A 22926-nucleotide genomic window follows, 5' to 3' on the forward strand; every position below is an offset into this window, starting at 1 on the left:
TCTGGAAAGCTCGTGGCTCGTCAGATCAGCATCCTGTGGTTGCATTGCGTCCGGATGCTGCCCGACCGGAGTCACCTTGTCGACAATTTTTCCTGCCATTTCACCAATGCGAAGAAATCTTCGTCCCTCATGCCAGCGTTCGACGCGCTCCGATAGAGTTCGAGGATCAGGCCGGTGGTCATCAGCGGCACGTCATTGCGGCGCGCCGCATCGCTGATCAGCGTGAAATCCTTGATCATCTGCGAGACGGTGAAAGCGGGGGTGTAGTCATCGTTGACCACGGCCTCTTGCTTGTATTTGAACAGCGGCGAGGCAACGGCGCTTTCACAGATCACTTCCATCATGTCGGCCCGCGACAGCCCCCCGCTCGCGCCAATAGCCAGCGCCTCCGATAGCACGGCCGAGAAGGCGCCGACGAGGGTGTTTAGCACGAGCTTCATATAGCGCGCTTCCTCGCCCTCTCCGAGGAAGAACTGCCGTGCCGAGAAGGTCTTGATGAGGGGGAGCACCTCGTCCCAGCCCGCACGATCGCCCGACGCAAGAACCGTCAGTGCCGCTTTTGCGGCGAGATCCGTGCTGCCGGAGAGCGGTGCACGCAGGTAGCGCAGGCCCGCCTCGCTCAGGATCTGCGCAACGCGCTCGGAACATTCCGGCGAGACGGTGCTCATTTCCACCAGCAAGGCACCGCGCGGTAGGCCGTGAATTAGCCCGGTCTCTCCCGATACCACCGCCATCAGCGCGTCGTCATTGGGTAGCGTAGAGAAGACGACCTGCACATCGCGCAGATCGCGCGCGCAGTCGGCGGTTTTAGCGCCTTTCTCGGCAAGCTTCGCACGGTTGCCCGAATCGGGTTCCACAACGGTAAGCCCGACGCCGCTGTCGAGGAGGTTTCGCGCCATCGGCCCGCCCATTTTTCCGACGCCGATCCAGCCGACCGCGCAAGATTCGGATTGGGGGAGGTGCGGCGCACTCGCCATGTTGCTCATCCATATGTCTCCGTTTGTCTTGCCTCACCCTAAGATGCCGCTTCGGCGAACACTGAAGTAATTTTTCCGGAGCGGAGATTTTTTTCCTGATGCGATCGGATCGGTTTGCTACGAATCATGGCAAGCAGCGCGATGGTGCCGCGGTCCGCCAAGCGGATCACAGGCCGCAGTCGACGCGCCGACAGGACAGGAGGAGGTCGAATTGAAAGCCGTTCGTTTTCACGGAGCAAAGGATATCCGCGTCGAGGATGTGGAGGAGCCGTCCGGGCAGCTTGCCCCCGATGACGTGCTGATCGAGCCGATCATCACGGGCATCTGCGGCACCGATCTTCATGAGTATATCGCGGGGCCGATCGTCACGCCCGCTGAGCCGCATGTCTACACCGGTGCAAGCAACCCGCAGATCCTCGGGCACGAGTTTTCGGCCCGCGTGTTGAAGGTCGGTGATGCGGTCAGCGATGTTGCGCAGGGCGATCGGATCTCGATCCAACCGCTCGTAGCGCCACGCAATGACTATTACGGGAAGCGCGGTCTCTATCACCTCTCGCCGCAGCTCGGCTGCATCGGCCTCAGCTGGGCCTGGGGCGGCATGGGCGAGAAGGCCGTTGTCAAGGACTACAACGCCCAGCCCGTGCCCGACGCGCTGAGCGACGAGCAGGCTGCGATGATCGAACCGGCGGCGGTTGCGCTTTACGGCGTCGACCGGGGCGGGGTGACCGCAGGCTCCACCGTGCTGGTGTCGGGCGCAGGTCCGATCGGCGCGCTGACGGTGCTTTCGGCCCATGCAGCGGGCGCAAGCACGATCATCGTCTCCGAGCCGAATCCGAACCGCCGCCGGATCATCTCCGAGATTGCTCCCTATGCCTTCGTCGTCGATCCCGGCGCGGGCAACCTTCAGGAAGTCGTGGGCGATCTGACCGAGGAAGGCGTCGGCGTCGACGTGGCGCTGGAATGCGTGGGTCTCGAGCGCTCGCTCAACGCCTGCGTCGAGGCGGTGCGCCGTCAGGGCAAGGTCGTTCAGGTCGGTCTGCACATGAAGCCCGCCAGCATCGACGCCATGCTCTGGGCGCTCAAGGATATCACGGTCGAAGCGACCTGGTGCTACCCGACCCAGATCTGGCCGCGCATCGCGCGCATGGTCGCCTCGGGCAATTTCCCGATCGAGAAAGTCATCACGGCCCGCATCCGTGCCGAGGACGTCGTGGAGAAAGGCTTCGAGGCGCTGCTCGATCCTGCCGGGGAACATCTGAAAATTCTCGTCACCACCTGACGAAACCGAACTGCAAGAAAGGGGCGAAGACCCATGGCTGAACAGAATATTGCGTTGATTGTCGGGGCTACCGGTCTCTCGGGCAGCTACACCGCGCGCGAGTTGAAATCTCATGGTTGGACGGTCGTCACGGTGTCGCGCAGCGACGTCGATCTTGAGTGGTCCGACCGTCATATCGCCGCGGATCTGACCGATGCAGAGGGCAGCAAGGCCGCGCTGGCTGCGGCCAAGGACGTAACTCATGTGTTCTATTGCACGTGGTCGCGTCAGGCGAACGAGGAAGAGAATGTCCGCGTGAACGGGATGATGGTGCGCAACCTATTTGAGGGGATCGCAGGCGCGCCGATCAAGCACGGGGCGCTGGTCACGGGCCTCAAGCATTACCTCGGTTCGTTCGACGACTACGCCAAGGTTACGCCCTACACGCCCTTCCTTGAATCGAGTCCGCGTCTGCCGGGGCCGAACTTCTACTACGCGCAGGAAGATGTGCTGCTGGAGATGGCTGAGAAATACGGCTTCACCTGGTCGGTGCACCGCCCGCACACGATGATCGGCTTCACAGTCGGAAATTACATGAACATGGCGGTCACGCTCGCGGTCTATGCCTCGATCTGCAAGCACACCGGCAAGCCGTTCCTCTATCCCGGCTCGCCCGAGCAATATAACGCGGTCACCGATGTGACCGATGCACGCATCCTCGCCAAACAGTTCTATTGGGCGGCGACGACGCCGGAAGCTGCGAACATGCCGTTCAACACTGCGAATGGCGACGTCTTCCGCTGGACTTGGCTCTGGGCGCGGATCGCCGAGTATTTCGGCCTCGAGGTCGCGGAATACCCCGGTCACACGACGCCGCTCGAAGAGCAGATGGCGGATGCGCCCGCGATCTGGTCCGAGATGGTGGCGCAATATGGGCTGCAGGACATCCCTGTGACCAAGCTCGCCTCGTGGTGGCACAGCGACGCCGACCTGGGTCGCGAGCTGGAATGCTTCACCGATATGACGAACAGCCGGAAGCTGGGCTTCGACGCCTATCAGAGCACGCCGGACAGCTTCTTCGATGTGTTCGACGAGCTGCGTGCGCGCAAGATCATTCCGGCCGGAAACTGAGGAGACCACAATGCATTACGTGATCCATTGCCTCGACCATGACGGTGCCGTCGACAAGCGGCTGGCCAATTACGAGGACCACAAAGCCTATCTGGCTCAGGCGCCGGTGAAGACGGTGATCTCGGGCCCGCTGCTCGCAGATGACGAAGAGACCATGATCGGCAGCTGCTTCGTGCTGGAGGCCGACAGCCTCGCAGAGGTCGAAGACTTCAACCGCAACGACCCCTTCGCGAAGGTCGGTCTGTGGAAGTCCGTTTCGATCCGTCCGTTCTCGAAGCGCGTGGACAATCGCTGATGTCGGGGCCGGTCAAAATCGCCCTCGTGGGCATGGGGTGGTGGGGGCAGAAGATGCTCGCCGTTCTGTCGAGCGCCCCTGAGGATATCAACGTCGTCCGCGCAGTGGAGCCGAACACGGACGCGGTGCGCGATCTGTGTGCCGAGAAGGGCGTGACGCTCAGCGCGGATTACGCGGATGCGCTGAACGATCCCGAGGTCGAGGCCGTCGTCTTGGCGACGCCGCACTCGCTCCACACGGATCAGATCGCCAAGGCCGTCGCGGCAGGCAAACATGTCTTCTGCGAAAAGCCGCTCGCGCTCACCGCAGAAGAAGCCGCCCGTTCGGTCGCGCTTTGCGCCGAAGCCGGGTTGGTCCTCGGTATGGGGCATGAGCGGCGGTGGGAGCCGCCGATCGCCGAGATGCTGGCGAAGGCCGATGCGGGCGAGCTGGGCCGTATCCAGCAGATCGAGGCCAATTTCAGCCACGACAAGTTCGTCGGCATGGATCCGAGCAACTGGCGCGTTCAGGCGAGCGAGGCTCCGGCTGGCGGCATGACCGCGACGGGCATTCACCTGCTCGATCTGTCGGTCCGCCTTCTGGGCCGTGCGGAAAGCGTGCTGTGCATCTGCGAGCAGCTGTCTTCGGACCTGCCGCAGGGCGACACGGTCGCGGCCTATGTGAAATTCGCCGGGGGAGGGACCTCCTACGTGTCGGCTTCTCTGTCGAACCCGTTCATGTCCCGCTTCACAGTCTACGGCTCGAAAGGCTGGATCGACATCCGTGACAAGGCGCATGTCGAAGCGCCCGACGGCTGGATCGTGACCTCGGCCATGGCTGGCGGCCCGATCGAGACCGTGGAGATCGGCAAGGCCGAGCCCGTGAAGGACAACCTGGTGAGTTTCGCCCGCGCCGTGCGCGGACAGGAAACCTACCCGATCACCGCCGATCATCTGGTCGACAATATCGCGCTGCTCGAGGCGGTCTTCGCCTCGTCCCGCAGCGGTCAAATCGAACATGTGGCGCAACCCGCCGCAGCCAAAGTTGGAGCCTGACATGAAAGCCCTGATCTTCGACGAACCGAACAAGCCCATCGTGACGCAGGTGCAGACGCCCGGCATCACCGACAACGAGGTGCTGATCCAGTCGCGCCGCGTCGGGATCTGCCATTCCGATTACGAGCTGCTGGCCGGTCAATACATCATCCCGATTTCCTACCCGGTCGTGCCTGGCCACGAATGGGTCGGCGAAGTCGTCGAAGTCGGGAAGAATGTCGACGGGCTCAAGCCCGGCGATCGTGTGGTCGGCGAATGCGTGATCAATACGCCCGAGCGCATCCATCACTTCGGCTTCTCGATGGACGGTGCGGATCGTGAATTCTTCGCCGCGCGTCCCGAATGGCTGCACAAGCTGCCCGATGCGGTGGATGACGCGAAAGGCGCGCTGATCGAGCCCTTCACCTGCGGGTATTACGCGGTGATGCGCCATGGTGGCGTCTGCGCGGCGGATACGGTCGTCGTCTCTGGCGGCGGCACGATCGGCCTCGTCTCGGCTGCCGCCGCGATCGGCATGGGCGCCCGCGTGATCGTGGTCGACCCGGTGCCGCTGCGCCGTGAGATCGCGATGAAGCTCGGTGCGGACGGCACGATCGATCCGACCGACGGCGATCCCATCGAAGCGGTGCAGGAGATGACCAAGGGCGGTGCCGATCTGGTGGTCGAATGCGCTGGCCATCCGGCCTCGCTGGCCAATGTCTTCGACTATGCCCGCGACGACGGGAATGTCTCTATGGTCGGCATCAATATCGGCCAGAAATTCCCGGTCGAGCTGGGCAAGATCCAGATCAAGAACCTCAACGTGCGCGGCTGCATCGGCTCTCCCGGCGTCTGGCCGGCGGCGATCCGGTTCCTGGAGCGCACCGGGCTCGATCTCTCGCCGATCCAGACCCACAGCTACAACATCGATGACGCGATGACCGCGCTGGAGCTTGGCAAGTCGCCCGACAAGGCGGTCAAGGTCACCTTGGAAATCAGCTGAGACGCGACGCGAGGGAGGAGGAGAAATCATGGCTGAGACGACGCCGCATAGCTTCGGAGGCCCGACGGGTCTGATGTCGATGCCCTTGTCGAAGGGCTTCGTCACCATCGTCGCCTCGACGCTGGCGCTCATCCTTCTTTGCGTCATCTTCGCACCCTCGGCGGTCACCGCCGGGTCGCTGATGGGCAGCCTGCCTTTCGCGGCGGTGCTTGGCATCGTCGGGCTGGGCCAGATGCTGGTGGTGCAGCAGGGCGGCTTCGATCTGTCGGTGCCGGGGTCGGTATCGCTCGCGGTGGTGATCGCGACCCATATGCCCAACGGGCAGGATGCCGGGCTACTGCCCGCACTTGTCATCGCGGTCGGCTTCGCGCTCGCGGCGGGGATCCTGAACGGCATCATGGTCGCCTATTTCCGCCTGAACGCGATCGTTGCGACCATCGGGATGAACGCACTTCTGTTCTCGGCGGTCTTTGCGATCTCCGGCGGCGTGCCGCGGATCACCACGAACCTGCTGGCCCATATCGCGGGCGGTCAGACCCTGGGCATTCCCCATTCGGTCCTGTTCGCCCTCGCCATTCTGGCTCTCGTGTCCTTCGGTCTGAAAAAGACGGTGGCTGGCCGTCGCTTCGAGGCGATCGGAGCCAATCCGAAGGCGGCCCGCGCGGCGGGTCTGAGCGTCAAGCCGTATCAGGCGATGGCCTATGTGGCGGCGCAGATCCTTTACTGCACCGCGGGCATCCTGATCGCAGGCATCACCCGCGAACCCACGGCATTTCAGGGCAACAGCCTGCTTCTGCCCTCGGTCGCCGTCGTGGTGCTGGCAGGGACATCGCTTCTGGGAGGGCGCGGCTTTCCTATCTCGGTCGTCATCGCCGCCTTCTTTCTCAATCAGCTAAGCCAGTTCGCTCTGTCGATCGGTGTGCCCTACTCGGCGCAGACCATCGTGCAGGCGCTCGCTCTTGTATTCGGCATCGGGGTCTACTCGATCGAATGGACGAACCGTTTCAAGACAGAACAAACAAGTTCTACAGAGGAGGAGAACCATGAAACTGTCTAACCTGAAAGGATGCGCTGCCTATATGGCGCTGGGGCTTGGAATTGCCCTCTCGGCCTCGGCGGCCAGCGCAGAGGACGCACCCTCCTGGTGCGGCCCGAACAAGGCCTCGCTGGCGCTGCTCGACGGTTTCGGGGGCAATAGCTGGCGTCTGGTGACGACCGCTTCGGGCAAGGAGGAAGCCGCGAAGTGTCCGAGCATCACCGACTACTACTATGCCGACGGTCAGGGCGACACGCAGAAGGCGATCTCCGACATCAACTCGATGGCGGCACGCGGTGTCGATGCAATGGTCGTCTTCGGCGATGCCGGTCCCGCGATCCTGCCCGCGCTGACCAAAGCCTATCGCTCGGGCGCGGTCGTCGTGCCCTACCGTGTGAATGTCGGTGGGGAAGCCGGCAAGAACTACACCCGCTTCGTCGGTGCCGACTTCGTCTATGACGGCGAAAGCTGGGGCAAGTGGATCAAGGAGAACTTCCCGGACGGCGCGAACATCCTGTTCCTGTCGGGCCCGGCGGGCAACAGCCAGGGTCTGGACGAGCTCAAGGGGATGAAGAACATCCTCGACGACAGCTACAAGTTCCTGAACCCGGACCCCTTCGCGGTTACCAACTGGGACCCGTCCCTGACGCAGCAGGTTCTGTCGGCCGCCATCGCGCAGCATGACAATATCGACGTCATCGTATCCGACTTCGGCCCGTCGCTCGTGGGCGCGCTGCCGGTGTTTGCGAACTTCGACCGCTCGATCCCGGCGCTCGCGACATCCGACGGCAACTCGCTCGGCTGCTTCTGGGAGAAGGTCCACGCCGACAACCCCGATTTCAAGCTCTTCACGGTCGCGACCGGCAACGACAACGTTCGTCTCGCCGTGCAATGGGCGATCGCGGAAGCGACCGGTGGCACCCCTCCGTCGGAGGAAGTCTTCAAGGCCCCGAACTTCGAGGACTCGACCGATGGGGATCCGAACCCCGTTCAGTGTCGCTCGGATCTGCCCGGTGCGATCTATCTCTCTGCTCAGCTTTCGGGTGATGAGCAGGCGAAGGCCGTCGGCCAGTAACCTCCCCTGTCTCCGGGCGGCGCTATCCGCCCGGAGATACCCGCGCCAACCCCTCAGATCGGCGGAACTAAACGGATGATAGCATTGGCTGAAATCGAACCGATGGAGAAGGCGGACGGGCTCCGCGAAACGTCAACGGGCACCCCCGTGATCCGCTTGCGCGGTGTGTCGAAATCCTTCGGGGCGGTCCGCGCCCTGAGCGATGTGAGCGTCGACATTCACGCGGGCGAAGTGCACGCGATCCTGGGCGAGAACGGGGCCGGGAAATCGACCCTGATGAACCTGATCACAGGCGTTCTGCAGCCCAGCACCGGCCGGATCGAATTTGACGGGCGGGATGTGATGCCGCTCTCGCCGGAAAGCTCGTCGGCGCTTGGCGTCGCGATCTCCTATCAGCACCCGGCGATCTTGCCTGACATGACGGTGCTCGAGAACCTGCAGGTTTCACTTCCTGCCTCTGTTTTCCAAGGCGACCGCAAAGACCGCGTCGGTAAGCGTCTGCTGGAAGAGGTCGGCCTTGAGGTGCCGCTGAACGCGCGTGTCGATACGCTGACCATCGCGCAGAAACACCTGCTGGAACTGGCGAAAGCGCTCGCCGTCCAGCCCCGTGTGCTTATTTTGGATGAACCGACGGCCGCGCTCGATCAGGACGCGACGGATATGCTTTTCGCGAAGGTTCGGGCGCTGAAGGCCTCCGGCACCGCCGTCATCTATATCACCCACCGTCTGGCCGAGTTGCGCCAGATCGCGGATCGCGTGACCGTGCTGCGCGATGGCCGTCACCGGGGCAGCGCGCCTGCGAGCGAGATCAGCAATTCCCAACTTCTGGATCTGATCGTCGGGCGCCGTCTTGCCTCTGCCTTCCCGCCGAAATGCGCCGACGCCAATCCCCCGATCAATTTCGAGGTCGAAGGCCTCAGCGGGCGCAAATTCTCGGATGTGGCTTTCGCCTTCGGACGCGGCCAGATCATTGGCGTCGCCGGTGTCGAAGGCAACGGCCAGTCCGATCTGATGCGCGCCTTGGTGGGCCTTCAGCCCTATCGCGGCGCGATCAAGCTCCACGGTCGCACGCTCTCGCCGAAAGAGCTGAAACACGCGGCGGCCTTCATGCCGTCGGATCGCCATACGGAAGGCCTCGCTGCGGATTTGACGATCCGGGAAAACGCGACCTTCGCCTCGCTCGACAAATATGCCTCGAGCGGCGTGCTGGATCGCAGCAAGGAAATGCAGAAAGTGCAGGAGGTGTTCTCCTCGCTGGCGGTGAAGGCCGCAGGCGTCGAGGCGAAGGTCTCCCAGCTTTCGGGCGGCAACCAGCAGAAGATCGTGATGTCCCGCGCGCTTCTGTCGGAGCCGGGCTTCATCGTGGCCGACGAACCCACGCAGGGTGTCGATGTCGGTGCGCGCTTCGAGATCTACCGGATCCTGCGCGAAGTGTCCGATGCGGGCACGCCGGTGATTGTCAACTCGTCGGACGCGGCGGAACTGGAAGGGCTGTGCGACATCGTTCTGGTCATGTCACGGGGCCGTATCGTCGAGACGCTGCGCGGCGATGACATCACCGAAGCCCGCATCGTCGGTGCTGCGGTCGAAGCTGACACGCATGCGCATCACGTGGCCGAGGAACGGAGCGCGAAAGAGGGCTTCGGCGCGAAGCTGCGCCATTTTGTGCAAACCGACAACGCGACGATCGTGCCGCTCGCGCTGGTGACCGTGCTGCTTGCGTTGTTCGTGAGCGCGCAGAATGAGAATTACCTGTCGTCCTTCAACGTCTCGAACATCCTGATCCTCGCCACCGCACTGGGCTTCATCGCCTTGGGGCAGACCATTGCTTTGCTGATGGGCGGGATCGACCTGTCGGTGGGGCCGCTTGCAGGTTTCCTCGTGGTGATCGGGTCGTTCTTCATCAACGATGGCAGCCCGGCCTCGACAATGGCGCTCGGTTTCGCGCTGATGTTCGGCGCGGCGATTGTCGTCGGATTGATCAACGGCGTGCTGATCCGTTTCGCCAATTTCACACCAATCGCCGCGACCCTGGCGATGTTCATCGGCCTGCAGGGCATGAGCTTCGTGCTGCGTGAGGGCCCGGGCGGCTACATCTCCTTCGACGTGATCGATACGCTCACCCGGAGCTTCGGGCCGGTCCCGATCGCCTTCGTGGTGATGATCGTGATCGCCATCGCGATGGAGCTGGGTCTGCGCCGCAAGCGGGCAGGGTGGCAGCTTCGCGCGGTCGGCTCGCACGAGGAATCCGCGCGGCGGATCGGGATACGCACGGATCGGACCTTCGTGCTCGGCTATATCGCCGTGTCGCTACTGACCGCACTGGGTGCGATCATGCTGATGGCTCAGATCGGCGTCGGCGATCCGGCGCAAGGCGTGAACTACACGCTGGGCAGCATCACCGCGGTTGTGCTGGGCGGCACCAGCCTTCTCGGCGGGCGCGGCACCTTCATCGGCTCGCTGCTGGGCGCGGTGCTTCTGACCGAAGTGCTCAACGCCGTGTCCTTCCTCGGGCTGTCGCAGGCCTATCAATACGGCTTCCAAGGGGTGCTGATCCTCGTGGCGGCGCTCATCTACACGACCGCGCGTCGGCGCCGCGAAGAGTAACCTCGCGGCCCACGCTGGCTCAATTCAACGCCTCGTCTGTGCGAGGCGCAGGGAGGAACCATGCCTGAAGCGTTCATCTACACATCCAGCCCCGGGCGTATCGTCTTTGGCTCCGGGACTTTGGCGAAGGTCGCCGAGGAGGTGGAGAGACTGGGCTGCGCCCGCGCGCTGATCCTGTCGACGCCGTTCCAGAAAAACGACGCCGAGGCGCTTGCGAAAGACCTCGGGGAGATGGCGGCCGGAACCTTCACCGAAGCCGCGATGCACACGCCCGTCGCCGTGACCGAGGCCGCGCTCGAAGTCTATAACAAGACCAAGGCCGACTGCGTTGTGGCGCTCGGCGGCGGCTCGACCATTGGTCTGGGCAAGGCCATCGCCTGGCGCAATGACGCACCGCAGGTGGTGATCGCGACGACCTATGCCGGCTCGGAGGTGACCGACATTCTCGGCCAGACCGAGAAGGGGCAGAAGACGACCGTCCGCGACCCTAAAATCCGCCCGGAAACCGTGATTTACGACCCCGATCTGACCTTGGGCCTGCCGGTCGCGATGAGCATTGCGAGCGGGTTGAACGCGATGGCCCACGCGGTCGAGACGCTCTACGCGCCCGATGCGAACCCGGTCACGTCGCTGATGGCGGTCGAAGGGCTGCGCGCGCTGAAATCAGCGCTGCCGCGGATCGTCGAGACGCCGGAGGACCGCGATGCCCGCGCCGATGCGCTCTACGGGTCGTGGCTCTGCGGCACCGTGCTGGGCGCGGTGGCGATGTCGCTGCATCACAAGCTCTGCCACACGCTCGGCGGCGGGTTCGACATGCCCCACGCGGAAACGCACGCGATCCTGCTGCCGCATACCGCCGCCTATAACGCCGCGGCGGCGTCTGCCGAACTGGCGCGCGCGACCGAGCTGTTTGGTGGCGATCTGGGCGGCGGTCTTTACGACTTCGCGCGCTCCATCGGCGCCCCGCTCGCGCTGGCCGACTATGGCCTCAAGGAAAGCGATCTGGCGCGCGCCGCCGATATGGCCGTCCAGAACCCCTACAAGAACCCGCGCGAAATCACGCGCGACGGTATTCTCGACCTGCTGAGCCGCGCCCATGCCGGGCAGCGCCCCGTCACGACCTGATAGGAATGAATGACATGACCCAAGAGCCGAAGATCGCCTATTTCACCGAGGACGCCTCGGTCGAAACCGTCAACGCCAGGGTTTCGGAGAGCACCGATCCGCGCCTCCAGACCGTGATGGCGAGCCTCGTCCGCCACCTGCATGCTTTCGTGAAGGACGTCGAGCTCACGCAGGCCGAGTGGGATATCGCGATCGATTTCCTCACCAAGACCGGACAGATCTGCGACGAGAACCGTCAGGAGTTCATCCTGCTCTCCGACGTGCTTGGCGTCTCGATGCTGGTCGATGCGATCAACAACCGCCGCCCGACCGGGGCGACCGAGAACACGGTGCTCGGCCCGTTTCATGTCGACGGCGTGCCGGAATACGAGATGGGCGCGAACATCACACAAGCGGGCGGGCGCGAGACCTGCCGCTTCTATGGCACGGTCACCGATCTCGACGGCAACCCGGTCGAAGGGGCGCGGATCGACGTCTGGTCGGACAGCGAGGACGGCTTCTACGACGTCCAGCAGCCAGACATTCAGCCGCGCAACAACAATCGCGGCGTGTTCACCACGGGGCCGGACGGGCGCTACTGGTTCAAGGGGATCAAGCCGGTCTCTTACCCGATCCCCGACGACGGTCCGGTGGGTAAGATGCTGGGCAAGCTCGGGCGTCACCCGTATCGCCCGGCGCATATGCATTTCATCGTCAGCGCCGAGGGTTTCGATCCGGTGACGACCCATACTTTCGTGGCGGGCGACAAATACCTGACCTCGGATGCGGTGTTCGGCGTCAAGGAATCCCTGATCGCCGAGTTCACCCCGGTCGAAAACGGCGAAACGCTGTGGGAGTCCAACTACGATTTCGTGCTGCACCGCGCGACCTGAGCAGGGGAGGATATCATGTCTGAACAAGAGCAAATGGGCGGCGTCGTCGTTACGGGTGCTGCACGGGGAATTGGTCTCGAGATTGCGCGGCGCGCCGCGGCGGCTGGATACGGCGTGGTGATCGCCGATCTTGATCAAGAGGCTGGCGCGAAGGCCGCCGCAGCCCTCACCGCCGACGGTGGACGCGCGATTTTCTGCAAGACCGACGTGACCGACCGGGTTGCCACCCGCGCGGCCATTGCCGCCTGCGAGGCGGAGTTCGGCTTTCTCCATGCCATCGTCAACAACGCAGGTTTCAACCGTCCTCAGCCTTTCCTCGAGACGACCGAGGAAAACTGGACCCAGATCATGTCAGTCAACGGCATGGGCGTGATGATCGGCATTCAGGAAGCGGCGAAGGCGATGATCGCGGCCAAGCGGAAAGGCAAGATCATCAACACCGCCTCGATGGCGGGCCGCGCCGGCTTCGGTGATTTCGCGCCATATTGCGCAAGCAAGGCCGCGGTCATCAGTCTGACGCAGGCGGCGGCCCGCACGCTCGCGCCGCACGGAATCACCGCCAATGCCTTCGCTCCCGGCGTGGTGGAGACCGATCTCTGGACGGTGCTCGACAAGGACTTGATGGAAATGGGCGTCTCCTCCGAGCCGGGAGAGGCCTTGCGCAACTTCGCCGCCGGGATCCCGCTCGGCCGGACTTCGACGCCCGCTGATGTCGCCGGAACGGTGGCTTTCCTCCTCTCGCCGGACTCCGATTACATGACCGGCCAATGCCTGCAGATCGACGGCGGGATGATCATGCAATGACCGCAACCGAGGAGATACGCCCGATGACGAAGCAAACCCCTTTCCCTCGGATCGCCTTTATCGGGACCGGTGCGCAGGGCGCATCGGTCGCCGCCGATTTCGCGCTGGCGGGGCTCGACGTCACCTTCATCGACCAGTGGCCGGCGCATGTCGAGGCGATGCGCGAGAAGGGACTGACGGTCAACCTGCCGACCCGCCAGCTGCACACGCCGGTCAAGGCGCTGCACCTGTGCGAGATCGCCGAAATCAAGGAGCCCTTCGATCTCGTCTTCATGGTGGTGAAAGCCTATGACACCCGCTGGGCGGCGGAAATGATCAAGCCGGTTCTGGCGGAGCACGGCTTCGTCGTGGGACTGCAGAACGGCATGACTCACGAGGCGATCGCCGACATCGTCGGCGCGCATCGCACGATCGGCGCGGTTATCCAGATTGCGTCGAACATGTGGGAGCCGGGGGTCACGACCCGCCAGAACGACACGGACGAAAGCTGGTTCGCGCTTGGCGCGCTCGACCCCGAGCAACAGCCGCGGGTGCACGACGTCGCCGATATCCTGCGTCATTCCGGCACCGTTCAGGTGGTGGACGATATCCGCTCGGCGAAATGGATGAAGCTGGTGGTGAATGCAGCCGAACTGATCCCCACGGCGATCATCGACACCGCGATGCGCGACAGCGTCCGCGACCCCGAGTTTCTCGAAGTGATGCGGCGCGCCGGCTATGAGGCAATGGAGGCAGCGCTCGCTGACGGCGCCACCATCATGCCGATCATCGGGATGCCGCCGGTGATGAGTAACCACCCGGAACGCTATGTCGACGAGATCTTCGACGAGGTCGTTCGCACCTTCTCAAGGGACGACACGCTGACGACCTCGCTGCAGGATTGGCGCAAGGGCCGTCGCGCCGAGGTCGACGAGGTGAACGGGCTGGTGGTCGATTTCCTCGAGGCGCGCGGCAAGGCGGCGCCGATGAACCGCAAGGTCGTGGAGATGGCGAAGGAGATCGAGGCCGGCCGGCGCAGACACCACCCCGACAACGCGCGCGAACTTGTGGCGCATTACCGGGGGCTGGCGCAGGCTTAGCGCGGAACTATCGGGCGTCGTCGCGCCGAACTGATTGACCTCGATTTTTCCGGAATGAGCTTCTACGCATCTCGGAAATGATCGGCCTGTTCTTCTTCGACGCGCAACTCATCGATAATGAGCGGAGTTCTTCAGTTGTTGGCTTGATCTGCGCCTCGGTCATGGCATGCACCGGACCCCTCGCTTCGTGTCTGAACTCGAAGCTGTTTTCACCCTACGGAATGAATCCGAAGGCGACGGCGTATCACAGAAAATTGGGTCGTTAGCGTCCTGCGTTCTCCAAGACCGGACCTTCGTGGCGCGCGCAGCGAACGACCGGTTTCCGCCCAGACCACCGAGCGTGTAGCGAACGGCCCTAGATGACCAAACCCCGGCTGACTACGCACGGACCCTGACCACCGCAATCGCCCGCCCCGCTACGCTAGATGGTAACTTCGCGTGTCGGGTGATTACCCAACCTGCGCCGATCGGCGTAACTACGAACCGGGCTCCGGTCGCTGCTGGGTGAAGAGCCCGTGGCAGGTCATTGGTTTCCTAGGCTTTAGCTCGAATGCATCGTAGACTTCGGCGGTTGACTGCTCCCGCAACCAACTTCCGCGAAAATCGCGTTATCACGCACGGCGTCGAGATCACTCGGCGCCGATTTTCGTAGCATCTCCAGCAGGTTCCCGGACAGCACCAGACGGTGGCCCTTGGCCTCGTCGTCCCAGTGCACATCGACGCGCTCGACGATCTCGTGCAGTTCGTCGGCCGCGCGGCCGGCAACGACCTCGTCGGAGAGGCTCGCCGCCAAGTCGCTCACCATCGCCCGGTAAAGCTCGGGCAGGTCGTCCGGCAGCTCGACCGTCGGCGGCACGATCTCTTCGCGTTTCCCCTTCATCTCCTCCAGGTCGGCATCGACGGCGTTCAGCCGCGCGACGATGGCCGGCGCGTAGTCGCCGTTCTCGACGGCGAGCATCAGGTTGCGGTGCTTCGTCTCAAGCTCCCGCACCCGCGCGTCGTGGAGGCGCAGGGTGTCTTCCGCCGCGCCCTGGCTCTGCACGAGGTGCTTGCGGAAGCTCTCCCGGAAGGCCTCGTAGGCCTCCGGCTGCATCAGTTCGCTCCGCAGGGCGGAGAGCACCATCTCGGAGGCCCTCACCTCCTTGAGGCCCCTGAAGCCCGCGCAGACGCTCTTCCCTTTCTCCTTCGCGTCGGCGCAGTAGTAGGCCTTGTATTTGCCGGTGCCGGCGACCGTCATCTTGCCGCCGCACAGGCCGCAGTGCAGCAGCCCGGAGAGCAGATACTTGCGCCGACGGAGCGACTGCCCGGAGGACAGGTGGTTGCGGTCCGTGCTCGCGATCTTCGAACGCCGCTTCGCTTGCTTCTCCTGGCGCGCCTTCACCGCGTCCCAGAGATCTTGGTCGATGATCCGTAGCTCCGGCACCTCGGTGATCTGCCATTCGCTCTCGGGATTGAGCGTCGAGCGCCGCTTCTCGCTTCTGTGGTGCTTGCCGTAGGAGAGGCGATTCCAGACCCGTCGCCCGATGTAGAGTTCGTTGTTCAGGATGCCCGTGCCACGCTCGCGGTTGCCGTTGATCGTGTTCTGCTTCCAGTGCCCCGACGACTTGCGTTTCGAGCCCACGGAGGGAGAGGCGATTCCCTCTTCGTTCAGCCGACTGGCGATCGCGATCGGTGACAGTCCGGCGGCATAGTCGCGGAAGATGCTGCGAACGACGGCCGCTTCGATCTCGTCGATTGCCAGCGCGCCCTTGACCGGCGCGCCGCGCGCGTCGGTGCCCGGGCGATAGCCGTAGATCCGGCCGCCTCCGCTCAACCCCGACAGCACCTTTCCCTCGATGCCCCGGCGCACCTTGTCCGAGAGCTCCTCGAGGAACATGGCGCTCATCATCGAGGAGAGCCCGAGCGTCAGCGCATCGACCTTGCCGCGTCCGATCGTGTGGATCTCGACCTTCGCGAAGCGTGCGGCCTTGTAGAAGCCCGCCAGGTGCTCCTGGTCCCGCGAGATGCGGTCGAGGGACTCCGCGAGGACGATATCGAAGGCCTTAGAGTGAAGGGCCTCGGAGAGGCGCACGAAGTCGGGACGGGTCCGGCCTGCCGTGCCGCTGATGGCGCTGTCCGAGAATCGCTCGACAACCGTCCAGCCCTGTTGCTTGGCGTATCGCTCGGCCTGGCGGAACTGGTCCTCGACCGACATCGGGTTCTGCATGTCGGTCGAGTAGCGCGCGTAGAGCGCGACGCGGCAAGGCTGGGTGGGTTGAGTCATTCGGAAGTCTCGTCGTTAGGCGAACGGCAGGATGTAGCGTCTCGGTTGCGGAGGCCAGCAATATCGCCAGCCATTGCGGAAATCTTGTGACCAGCGGCGCAATCTTCGGTAGAGAGTTGGCATCGCGTCAGGCGTTGCGTCCTTTGCCTCCCGCTCCTGCGAGAGCTTGCGGACCGCGGCTTCTGCGAGAAGGTCGATCAGTCTGTCGAGCGGCATCGGCGGAGTCCTTTCCTGTTCGGGCATTGAACAACCGACATGGCGGACGCCTACCCGAGCCTTCGCACAGAGGTGGCCGAAAGCGCCCGCGGGTCTCCCGCGGGCGCATCTCGTTCAGCGGAATAGCAGCGCCGCGTGCACGAGCAGCAGCAGGACGATTGCGGCGCGAACAATTAGAGCCTGGTGTTGAAGAAAAATCGCGCGCACGAAAGTGAACCGCAATCTCATCTAATCGCCTCTACGATTTTGCGCTTGGATGGTCTCTGGGGTTGCTCTGGAATATACGATATTCATACAGTCTACTTGCGAAGACCATTTTGGAGATTCATCGGTGATGCGCGAGCGGTGGTTGAAGAAATATACAAAGATCAAATACTTAGAGGGAATATTGCGAGAGAGGCAGTTGCATCTCAGCTCGCCATCGGAATGGGACGACAAAAACGATAGCATGGTCGTAAAACTTTACTCCAATAAGTTTCTTAGTTTTGACGCTGTCGGAACGTGCTTGACTGGGGCTCCAGATAGATTCCATTTCTGGCATATCTTTGGCGAGCGTGAACAGGGCGTATGTCTCTGGTTTGAAAGGAAAGCCCTTGTTAATGATATCAAGGGCGACACCACTCTCTCGAGTGGTGAGGTATTATACCGGCTGCCCGAAGACGTTCGTTTTCTTGAGGATGATCAGATCCCTTTCGCCAAGAGAGAGCAGTATCAAGACGAGTGCGAGTTTAGGGTTTTGAGAACCAAGAAACCGAAACACATGGCCTTTGACAAATTCTCGTTTTCTGCATTGAGCCTTCAGCGTATTTATTTGAATCCGTGGCTTTCCCGGAGCGAAGTAACGCGACAAAAAAGGAAAATCTCCGACCTGCTGAAGGATGATCTCGCACACGTTAAAGTTTGGCAAAATCGAACGCTTAGGAAAAGGAAGTGGATTGATGCGGTCGCTGAAGCGCTTGAAGGCGCCCCGTAGCGACGAAACTGGAGTCGTTCTGTTTCGCACAAGTAGTGCTAAAATTTATTCATAATAGTGAGTATATATTCGGAAATTGGCGCGCCGGCATCGTCGTAGCAGCGACGGAGCATTGGTCGCCGGCGCGCCGTCTGGCGGGGGATCCAATCCCGCCAGCGGGGCCGCAGGGGCCCTCAAGAACGGCGCCCCGTGGGGCGCCGCAAGGGTCAGTCCGGATGCAGAAGACGAAAGCTCAGCCGGATCGCCTCGGCGAAGTGGAGCGCCTGCTGAGCCGCGCCAAAGAGCCCCTCCAGCGGCGGCAGGGCGGCCTGAAGCGCCTCAGCAGCCGGGCTCAACACCTTGTGCGTATCAAACGCCTCCGTGCAGCCGACGAGCTGCCCGCGCGGGATGGGAACCTGCTCTTCGGTCGTTCCGGCCGCGATCGCCAGGCGCATTTCGCCGAGGACTGCGTCGACGTAGAAGTGCAGGTTCGGGTCGATCTGCTCCTCCTCGTCCAGTGCTTCGATAAGGTGCGCCACGGTGTATCTGGCCTCGTCGGGAAGGTGCGGGCTCACGCGCGCCGTCAGGTGGCTGTCGATGCCCTGCATCCGTTGCAGCAGGACCTTGGTGAGGTCCACCTGCTGCTCGAACAGCGTCCGCGAGACGATGTCGCTCATTGCTGCACCACCTTTTTCGCAGGTGCGGCGCGTCGCGGCCGGTGCTCCACGACGACATCGCGCGGGCGCCGGAGTCCACGCCGCCGCCGCGACCGATGATCGGCCGCAATGTCGGCCTCCGCGTGGATGCGCCCGCGCACTGCGTTCATGGCCTCGAAGGGGGCGCCGTCGAGACGGCCGAGAACGGCGGAGCCTGTCGCGCCACAGATGGCGAAGCCACTGTGCGTCAGCGGCACCAAGAGGCGGCGCGCGCCGACGAAGCGCGTCGGCTCGTCGAGCCCGGCGGGCAGGTATTCGTCGCGGCGGCGGACGTGGATCTCGTAGCCGACGTTGGACCGCCGGCGCGAGGTGGTCCCGTAGGCGAGCAGGGCATAGCGCTGGTCGCCGTGCATCTCGATGTCGAGGACCAGGCAGGGCCGGGCCTTGGGCTGTCCGGTGCTGGCTTCCTCCGCGAGCGGGAAGCGGAACGAGACGATGTCGCCGTGGGACAGGTGGTCCCGCCAGGCCGGCGTCATCGTGAGTTGGATGGTCGTCGTGTCGAGCATTGTCGGCTCCTTGAAGGATGGATGTCCGACGCGCGCGATCTTGCCCTATTCTCCTATCGGCCGGGGCCTTCCACCGTGCGCGTCAAAAGGCGCGCGCACGGCGGAAGGGGCTGGCCCTGCTTCTCTGGTGTGTGTTGTTCCCTGTGCTTGTGGGAGAGCGTCGAGAGGGTATCCCTTTCGACCCCGTCGGGTGACGAGCGGAGATGGGTTCGGGAAGAGGTGCGGAACGCTCTTCCCGGGAGCGGGGGAGGTTCGGAGGCGAGCGCGGAGCGGCACCCTCCGGGAGCAGGGGGTCTTGGGGGAGCGCGGAACGATGACCCGAGCCCGTCGGGAGACGCCAGGGGGTGCAGGGGGAGTGGCGAACGATGACCCTGCCCTGGGTGTCCAGAGGGGCGGTGCGCCCTTTGGTCCGGCTGACGGCCCCTGGCGGGTTCGGGAGGGCGGAGCGTCTCCCGAGCGGCGCGTCAGCGGCGCCGGGGTCCGGGGGCGTCAGCCCCCGGCGAACGACAGCTGGAACGCAGGCCCGAAGGGCCGGAGTGCCAGCTGATTAGTGAGTAGGTAGATGCACAAACTTCCAAAATCCCGGCGTCATCGTGCCAGGACAATCAGGTGAAGAGGCCACGCCGCCCGAAGTCGGAATCCAGTGTGAACCTGACATTGGAAAACGGCTCAACGACTTCCTGGTCCGATCGATGGTTCTCGATTACGATGAATTGAGCATGATCGCGCAGACCATCCAGATGCTCGTAGAAATGATGAGCAACACCCGCTTGCTGAAGTTCAAGTTCATCAGTTTGCAGTTCTCCATAGCGACCCTCGTCAGCTGGCCGATATGCCAGCAGCGGAGAGTCAAGGATTAAGAAGCCAGGGTGGGGTCTATTCTTCCGAATGCAATAGGTGAGAACCCCAACCTTGAAGGCCGAGTGCAAAAGCGCCCTAACGCCAGCCCCATTGTCTCTCCTTCGCTTTCCGTCAACAACTATGTCATGGTCGCTCTTCTCGAAATGAAGAGCATTAGCGCCAGGATAATTCCACGCATGGAGCACGTCCTTTATCTCATTGGAGAGCTCGAACGCCTCGCTTTGTGTTAGATCGACATTGGCGTCTATACCGTCGGCACGTTGGCGTGATCGGACCGCTTGGTTTCCAACCCGTTCGATGCGCTTCTCGATAGAAGTTAGTCGATGCCGAAACTCAATTTGATTCGAGAACTTCGAAACCTTCTCGCTTTCCGAGAGGAAGAGCTCCCGCGAGGTTAGTTCCTTTGCTCGAGCGTTCTCCTGGCTCGAAACTAATTCTGCTCTGCGAGCGTTGCTCTCCAAGATCTCTGCCTCAAGCGCCTGGATACGCCCGTTTGCGTCGGAAATAGCTTGATCCAGTTCGCTGGCATCTCTCGAAATTTTCGCGATTTCTGCCGCTACGGCCTCCCGCTGTTCTTCAACTCTGGAGAGACCGTGATCGTGATGCTGGTGTTCAGGCAACGCCCCACAAAGAGGGCAATTTATCTCGGCAAAGCGTTTTAGGAGGAAGCCTCCTTCTTCCAAGCCGTATAAACGTTCTATATCGGACTTGTAGATAGCCGATAGCTCGGAAAATCTGCTGATCATTTGGTTAAGGTCGGAAATCGTCGAATAAGTTTCTCTAAGCCCCTCATCCAGTGAGCGAATTTTGGAGGCATAATCGTCAAGCTCGTCTTGTCGAGCAGATAGTACCTCATGTAGTTCTTCTCTATTGATCTCAGCTTCAGAATGCAATTCCTCAAGCCGATCAAGAGAGATGGTTTCATCTATGCTGGATCGTAGTTCATCAGCCATTTGTGCGAGGATCTCGAGTTGGCCATCTCTTGCCGCTTTGAGTTGATCTGCTGACCGGACTTGCTCAATTGATGAGCCATCAATTCCGGTTAGGACAAACTTGATCAAACCCTTATCTTCGGAAGTAACCGTTGTGTTGTGTGCCAAGAGCACACTTTTTTCATCAATCATCCGAGTTTCGTCAACGAGAATATATCTCATCAGCATTCTCAGTGAGAAAGTGCTTTTCTCCGCTCGCTCGTTTTTTAGTAGTCGAGCATCACGAAATCCGGATTCCTGTAATATCAAACGCGAGATATTTGGTCCCGCAGTATGCCTTTGAGATAGGCTTTCATATCCAGGCGAGCTATTCGTAACGCTTAGACTGTGGCCGTCCGCTTTATACACATCACTTCCGAGTATCGAGCGCCTAAGAGTTACCTTTCCTGCATTGGGAAGAGTGAGCCAAAGAAGGATGCTATCATAGCCAGCTCCTTCCTTCGGTAACGTTGGCTTCTCTCCACCCAAGACGTAGTCTATGGATTTTCTGACGAAAGACTTCCCAGAGTTGGACGCACCCCATATGATGTTCACGCCATCCGAGAACGGAAGGGTTTCCGGCTCTCTTTCCGGACCCGTAAATGCGAGCTGGTCAATTCGGATCCGTCCTCGTTTCAACGTGTCATACCTTCTGTCGTGATTACGGCCTGTGACCACATATCTATTTGTAGCCGCAAGTTGTCCAAGAACGCCTCTATTCCCTCTTTAGAAGCTTCATTCGCTAGCCAAGCCGCAGCAGTCTTGAGCTGGCGATTATAACTACTTGTCATGAGGTCAAGCATTGCTGACGCAGTTTCGTGTGATCGGAAGGTAATTCCAGTGCTCTCGACGCGTTGCTCAAGGACCGACGCACGAACCATCAATCCAACGCCACGTTCAACCAGATGTCTCCGAACGAAAAACTCACCGGCGCGAGCTTCTATTTCAGGATGAATACTGGGCGGTCCGCCGGCATCACCAGTATGCACAACAAAATAATCGAGTAGAGAAAGCGTAGAGATGTCGAAAGATTTCGGTTCAAACATCTCAAGAATTACGATGGCTCTGATTCCAGCCTCAAGTGGGCTGTTAAACAGATTCTGATCAAAGGGCTCAGAAGTCATGCCCACGGAAGCTTCTTAATATTTGCGAAGTGGTGGCAAACTCCCTGCTTTACACTTGGAGTTACACGGTTGTGCCGCCCAAGAGGTCCGGTAATCTGCGCCGACGTTGCAAGAGTCATGATTTCGCTGAGCCGTTGGTATCGTGGGCTTTGGTGTAGCGCATGATACCGATCAACGATAGTGGAATGGACATCAATGTCCACTCCATCTAAATGGGTCAGCGGCAAGTTGTCGCGAAAATGTCTTCTAAATGCCTCTCGTTCGAGATAGCGCTGCCGTGCGAGTTGAAGTTGGGGGCCATACATGCTGTCCGCAATCACATCGTCATACCCGGAAAACTCGAAATTTGCCGCCTCGCGGAAAACCTCTATTAACTGACTGACGTAGTGGAGTTCTGTGTCAGTAATTGCGTCCGGAACATCTTCCGGAAGAATCCGTGGCGCTTCTCCAGGGTCGATGTCCATATGGTCATGAAGGACTGCACGCATATGGGGCAGTTCGACCAATTCTGTCGACTTCCACAACTCTACCTTCTCGAAATCATATTCGTCAATTGCTTTTCTAATAAACGCAGTGAGTGGGCATTTTTCTGTTGCGATTCCGGCTAGGCAGTATTTTTCCCAATTCTCCTTCAGGAAAGAGGCGATATTTGAGGGTCTGTCAATTAGCTTTTTGACATCTCGCACCCCAGATTTCGGTGCCACAAATATGTATTTTTCGGGCACGGTGAACTCGCCGGCGCATGCATAGTGGAATATTTTGCCGAGCTCGACGGTGAAATCGCGTATTCCAAGCGGCTTTTTCAGGTGTTTGCACTGATAGTTGTGCCAGGCGCCGTCGTAGCGACGGGGCGTAAGAAAGCCGACCGCATCACGCCCCATATCTGCGGATCCTGTGGGCCGTTCAAAGCCGACATATTCTACATTTAATCGACCCAGCCACTTCTTTATGAGGTCTTCAAGTTCGGAGTCGTTCAGACTGTCGATCAGGCGATGTTCATCGAATGCCACTCGCCCCTCCCGGCGCTTAGCCTTGGTCGTTT

At 61.5% G+C, this 22926-nt stretch carries 20 protein-coding genes and 1 pseudogene; 14 read left to right on the top strand and 7 right to left on the bottom strand.

All coding sequences use genetic code 11. The annotated features are described in order from the left end of the window. Nucleotides 1-71: 71 nt before the first annotated feature. A complete protein-coding gene (locus tag B6V75_RS00140) occupies nucleotides 72-986 on the bottom strand; it encodes an NAD(P)-dependent oxidoreductase (RefSeq protein ID WP_088718330.1) in 915 nt (304 codons plus the stop codon). Nucleotides 987-1188: 202 nt separating this feature from the next. On the opposite strand from B6V75_RS00140, the gene B6V75_RS00145 reads away from it, so the two are divergent. From B6V75_RS00145 to B6V75_RS18395, 13 genes and pseudogenes are all read left to right on the top strand, one after another. Beyond that, a complete protein-coding gene (locus tag B6V75_RS00145) occupies nucleotides 1189-2256 on the top strand; it encodes a 2,3-butanediol dehydrogenase (RefSeq protein ID WP_088718331.1) in 1068 nt (355 codons plus the stop codon). A gap of 33 nt (nucleotides 2257-2289) precedes the next feature. Continuing rightward, nucleotides 2290-3366, top strand: a complete 1077-nt coding sequence (locus B6V75_RS00150) for an SDR family oxidoreductase (protein ID WP_088718332.1) — start codon at nucleotides 2290-2292, stop codon at nucleotides 3364-3366. Nucleotides 3367-3376: 10 nt separating this feature from the next. After that, nucleotides 3377-3661, top strand: a complete 285-nt coding sequence (locus tag B6V75_RS00155) for a YciI family protein (protein WP_038067927.1) — start codon at nucleotides 3377-3379, stop codon at nucleotides 3659-3661. Next, nucleotides 3661-4695, top strand: a complete 1035-nt coding sequence (locus B6V75_RS00160; RefSeq protein ID WP_088718333.1) for a Gfo/Idh/MocA family oxidoreductase — start codon at nucleotides 3661-3663, stop codon at nucleotides 4693-4695. The genes B6V75_RS00155 and B6V75_RS00160 overlap by 1 nt, the downstream gene beginning before the upstream one ends. Before the next feature lies 1 nt (nucleotide 4696). Further along, nucleotides 4697-5677 (top strand): zinc-binding dehydrogenase, encoded by a 981-nt coding sequence (locus B6V75_RS00165; protein WP_088718334.1) that lies wholly within the window; start codon nucleotides 4697-4699, stop codon nucleotides 5675-5677. A 28-nt stretch (nucleotides 5678-5705) separates the two neighbouring features. Continuing rightward, nucleotides 5706-6734 carry an ABC transporter permease gene (locus tag B6V75_RS00170; RefSeq protein ID WP_199224689.1) on the top strand — a complete coding sequence of 343 codons (1029 nt, stop codon included), beginning with the start codon at nucleotides 5706-5708 and terminating at the stop codon, nucleotides 6732-6734. Further along, entirely contained in the window at nucleotides 6721-7788 is a 1068-nt protein-coding gene (locus B6V75_RS00175; RefSeq protein ID WP_078571710.1) for a substrate-binding domain-containing protein, read from the top strand. The genes B6V75_RS00170 and B6V75_RS00175 overlap by 14 nt, the downstream gene beginning before the upstream one ends. Before the next feature lie 84 nt (nucleotides 7789-7872). Continuing rightward, a complete protein-coding gene (locus B6V75_RS00180; protein WP_206198455.1) occupies nucleotides 7873-10395 on the top strand; it encodes an ATP-binding cassette domain-containing protein in 2523 nt (840 codons plus the stop codon). A 60-nt stretch (nucleotides 10396-10455) separates the two neighbouring features. Further along, nucleotides 10456-11520, top strand: coding sequence for a maleylacetate reductase (locus B6V75_RS00185; protein ID WP_088718336.1), 1065 nt, complete (start codon nucleotides 10456-10458; stop codon nucleotides 11518-11520). A gap of 14 nt (nucleotides 11521-11534) precedes the next feature. Next, nucleotides 11535-12392 carry an intradiol ring-cleavage dioxygenase gene (locus B6V75_RS00190; protein ID WP_088718337.1) on the top strand — a complete coding sequence of 286 codons (858 nt, stop codon included), beginning with the start codon at nucleotides 11535-11537 and terminating at the stop codon, nucleotides 12390-12392. A gap of 15 nt (nucleotides 12393-12407) precedes the next feature. Continuing rightward, on the top strand, nucleotides 12408-13196 hold the full coding sequence (locus B6V75_RS00195) for a glucose 1-dehydrogenase (RefSeq protein WP_088718338.1): 789 nt from the start codon (nucleotides 12408-12410) through the stop codon (nucleotides 13194-13196). A gap of 23 nt (nucleotides 13197-13219) precedes the next feature. After that, a complete protein-coding gene (locus B6V75_RS00200; RefSeq protein ID WP_088718339.1) occupies nucleotides 13220-14275 on the top strand; it encodes a 2-dehydropantoate 2-reductase in 1056 nt (351 codons plus the stop codon). Nucleotides 14276-14627: 352 nt separating this feature from the next. Continuing rightward, nucleotides 14628-14783: pseudogene (locus tag B6V75_RS18395) on the top strand (IS3 family transposase); the annotation flags it as partial. 33 nt (nucleotides 14784-14816) lie between these two features. On the opposite strand, the gene B6V75_RS00205 reads toward B6V75_RS18395, so the two are convergent. Next, nucleotides 14817-16538 carry a recombinase family protein gene (locus tag B6V75_RS00205; RefSeq protein ID WP_088718340.1) on the bottom strand — a complete coding sequence of 574 codons (1722 nt, stop codon included), beginning with the start codon at nucleotides 16536-16538 and terminating at the stop codon, nucleotides 14817-14819. A 550-nt stretch (nucleotides 16539-17088) separates the two neighbouring features. Between B6V75_RS00205 and B6V75_RS00215 the strand changes: the two genes are divergently transcribed. Next, on the top strand, nucleotides 17089-17727 hold the full coding sequence (locus B6V75_RS00215; protein WP_088718342.1) for a hypothetical protein: 639 nt from the start codon (nucleotides 17089-17091) through the stop codon (nucleotides 17725-17727). Nucleotides 17728-17933: 206 nt separating this feature from the next. Here the strand turns inward: B6V75_RS00215 and B6V75_RS00220 are convergent, their stop codons facing one another. The 5 genes from B6V75_RS00220 to B6V75_RS00240 all read right to left on the bottom strand — a co-directional run bounded on the left by B6V75_RS00220 (nucleotide 17934) and on the right by B6V75_RS00240 (nucleotide 22894). After that, complete coding sequence (locus B6V75_RS00220; protein ID WP_088718343.1) at nucleotides 17934-18383, bottom strand: hypothetical protein; 450 nt, start codon at nucleotides 18381-18383, stop codon at nucleotides 17934-17936. After that, entirely contained in the window at nucleotides 18380-18928 is a 549-nt protein-coding gene (locus B6V75_RS00225) for a hypothetical protein (RefSeq protein WP_088718344.1), read from the bottom strand. The genes B6V75_RS00220 and B6V75_RS00225 overlap by 4 nt, the downstream gene beginning before the upstream one ends. 605 nt (nucleotides 18929-19533) lie before the next feature. After that, nucleotides 19534-20943 carry a hypothetical protein gene (locus B6V75_RS00230; protein ID WP_206198457.1) on the bottom strand — a complete coding sequence of 470 codons (1410 nt, stop codon included), beginning with the start codon at nucleotides 20941-20943 and terminating at the stop codon, nucleotides 19534-19536. A gap of 452 nt (nucleotides 20944-21395) precedes the next feature. Further along, entirely contained in the window at nucleotides 21396-21884 is a 489-nt protein-coding gene (locus B6V75_RS00235) for an ABC-three component system middle component 2 (protein WP_088718346.1), read from the bottom strand. Then, on the bottom strand, nucleotides 21881-22894 hold the full coding sequence (locus B6V75_RS00240; RefSeq protein ID WP_088718347.1) for an ABC-three component system protein: 1014 nt from the start codon (nucleotides 22892-22894) through the stop codon (nucleotides 21881-21883). Before B6V75_RS00240 ends, B6V75_RS00235 begins: the two co-directional genes overlap by 4 nt. Between the last annotated feature and the right edge of the window lie 32 nt (nucleotides 22895-22926).

This window comes from Thioclava sp. F1Mire-8, from assembly GCF_002213165.1.
GTDB lineage: Bacteria > Pseudomonadota > Alphaproteobacteria > Rhodobacterales > Rhodobacteraceae > Thioclava > Thioclava nitratireducens.

Bases quoted from the DNA above. Each gene is read 5' to 3' on its own strand.
- B6V75_RS00165 (WP_088718334.1), top strand. From the start codon at position 4,697: ATGAAAGCCCTGATCTTCGACGAACCGAACAAGCCCATCGTGACGCAG.
- B6V75_RS00140 (WP_088718330.1), bottom strand. From the start codon at position 986: ATGAGCAACATGGCGAGTGCGCCGCACCTCCCCCAATCCGAATCTTGC.
- B6V75_RS00220 (WP_088718343.1), bottom strand. From the start codon at position 18,383: ATGAGCGACATCGTCTCGCGGACGCTGTTCGAGCAGCAGGTGGACCTC.
- B6V75_RS00225 (WP_088718344.1), bottom strand. From the start codon at position 18,928: ATGCTCGACACGACGACCATCCAACTCACGATGACGCCGGCCTGGCGG.
- B6V75_RS00155 (WP_038067927.1), top strand. From the start codon at position 3,377: ATGCATTACGTGATCCATTGCCTCGACCATGACGGTGCCGTCGACAAG.
- B6V75_RS00175 (WP_078571710.1), top strand. From the start codon at position 6,721: ATGAAACTGTCTAACCTGAAAGGATGCGCTGCCTATATGGCGCTGGGG.
- B6V75_RS00200 (WP_088718339.1), top strand. From the start codon at position 13,220: ATGACGAAGCAAACCCCTTTCCCTCGGATCGCCTTTATCGGGACCGGT.
- B6V75_RS00185 (WP_088718336.1), top strand. From the start codon at position 10,456: ATGCCTGAAGCGTTCATCTACACATCCAGCCCCGGGCGTATCGTCTTT.
- B6V75_RS00215 (WP_088718342.1), top strand. From the start codon at position 17,089: ATGCGCGAGCGGTGGTTGAAGAAATATACAAAGATCAAATACTTAGAG.
- B6V75_RS00235 (WP_088718346.1), bottom strand. From the start codon at position 21,884: ATGACTTCTGAGCCCTTTGATCAGAATCTGTTTAACAGCCCACTTGAG.
- B6V75_RS00190 (WP_088718337.1), top strand. From the start codon at position 11,535: ATGACCCAAGAGCCGAAGATCGCCTATTTCACCGAGGACGCCTCGGTC.
- B6V75_RS00150 (WP_088718332.1), top strand. From the start codon at position 2,290: ATGGCTGAACAGAATATTGCGTTGATTGTCGGGGCTACCGGTCTCTCG.
- B6V75_RS00230 (WP_206198457.1), bottom strand. From the start codon at position 20,943: ATGAGATATATTCTCGTTGACGAAACTCGGATGATTGATGAAAAAAGT.
- B6V75_RS00160 (WP_088718333.1), top strand. From the start codon at position 3,661: ATGTCGGGGCCGGTCAAAATCGCCCTCGTGGGCATGGGGTGGTGGGGG.
- B6V75_RS00170 (WP_199224689.1), top strand. From the start codon at position 5,706: ATGGCTGAGACGACGCCGCATAGCTTCGGAGGCCCGACGGGTCTGATG.
- B6V75_RS00195 (WP_088718338.1), top strand. From the start codon at position 12,408: ATGTCTGAACAAGAGCAAATGGGCGGCGTCGTCGTTACGGGTGCTGCA.
- B6V75_RS00205 (WP_088718340.1), bottom strand. From the start codon at position 16,538: ATGACTCAACCCACCCAGCCTTGCCGCGTCGCGCTCTACGCGCGCTAC.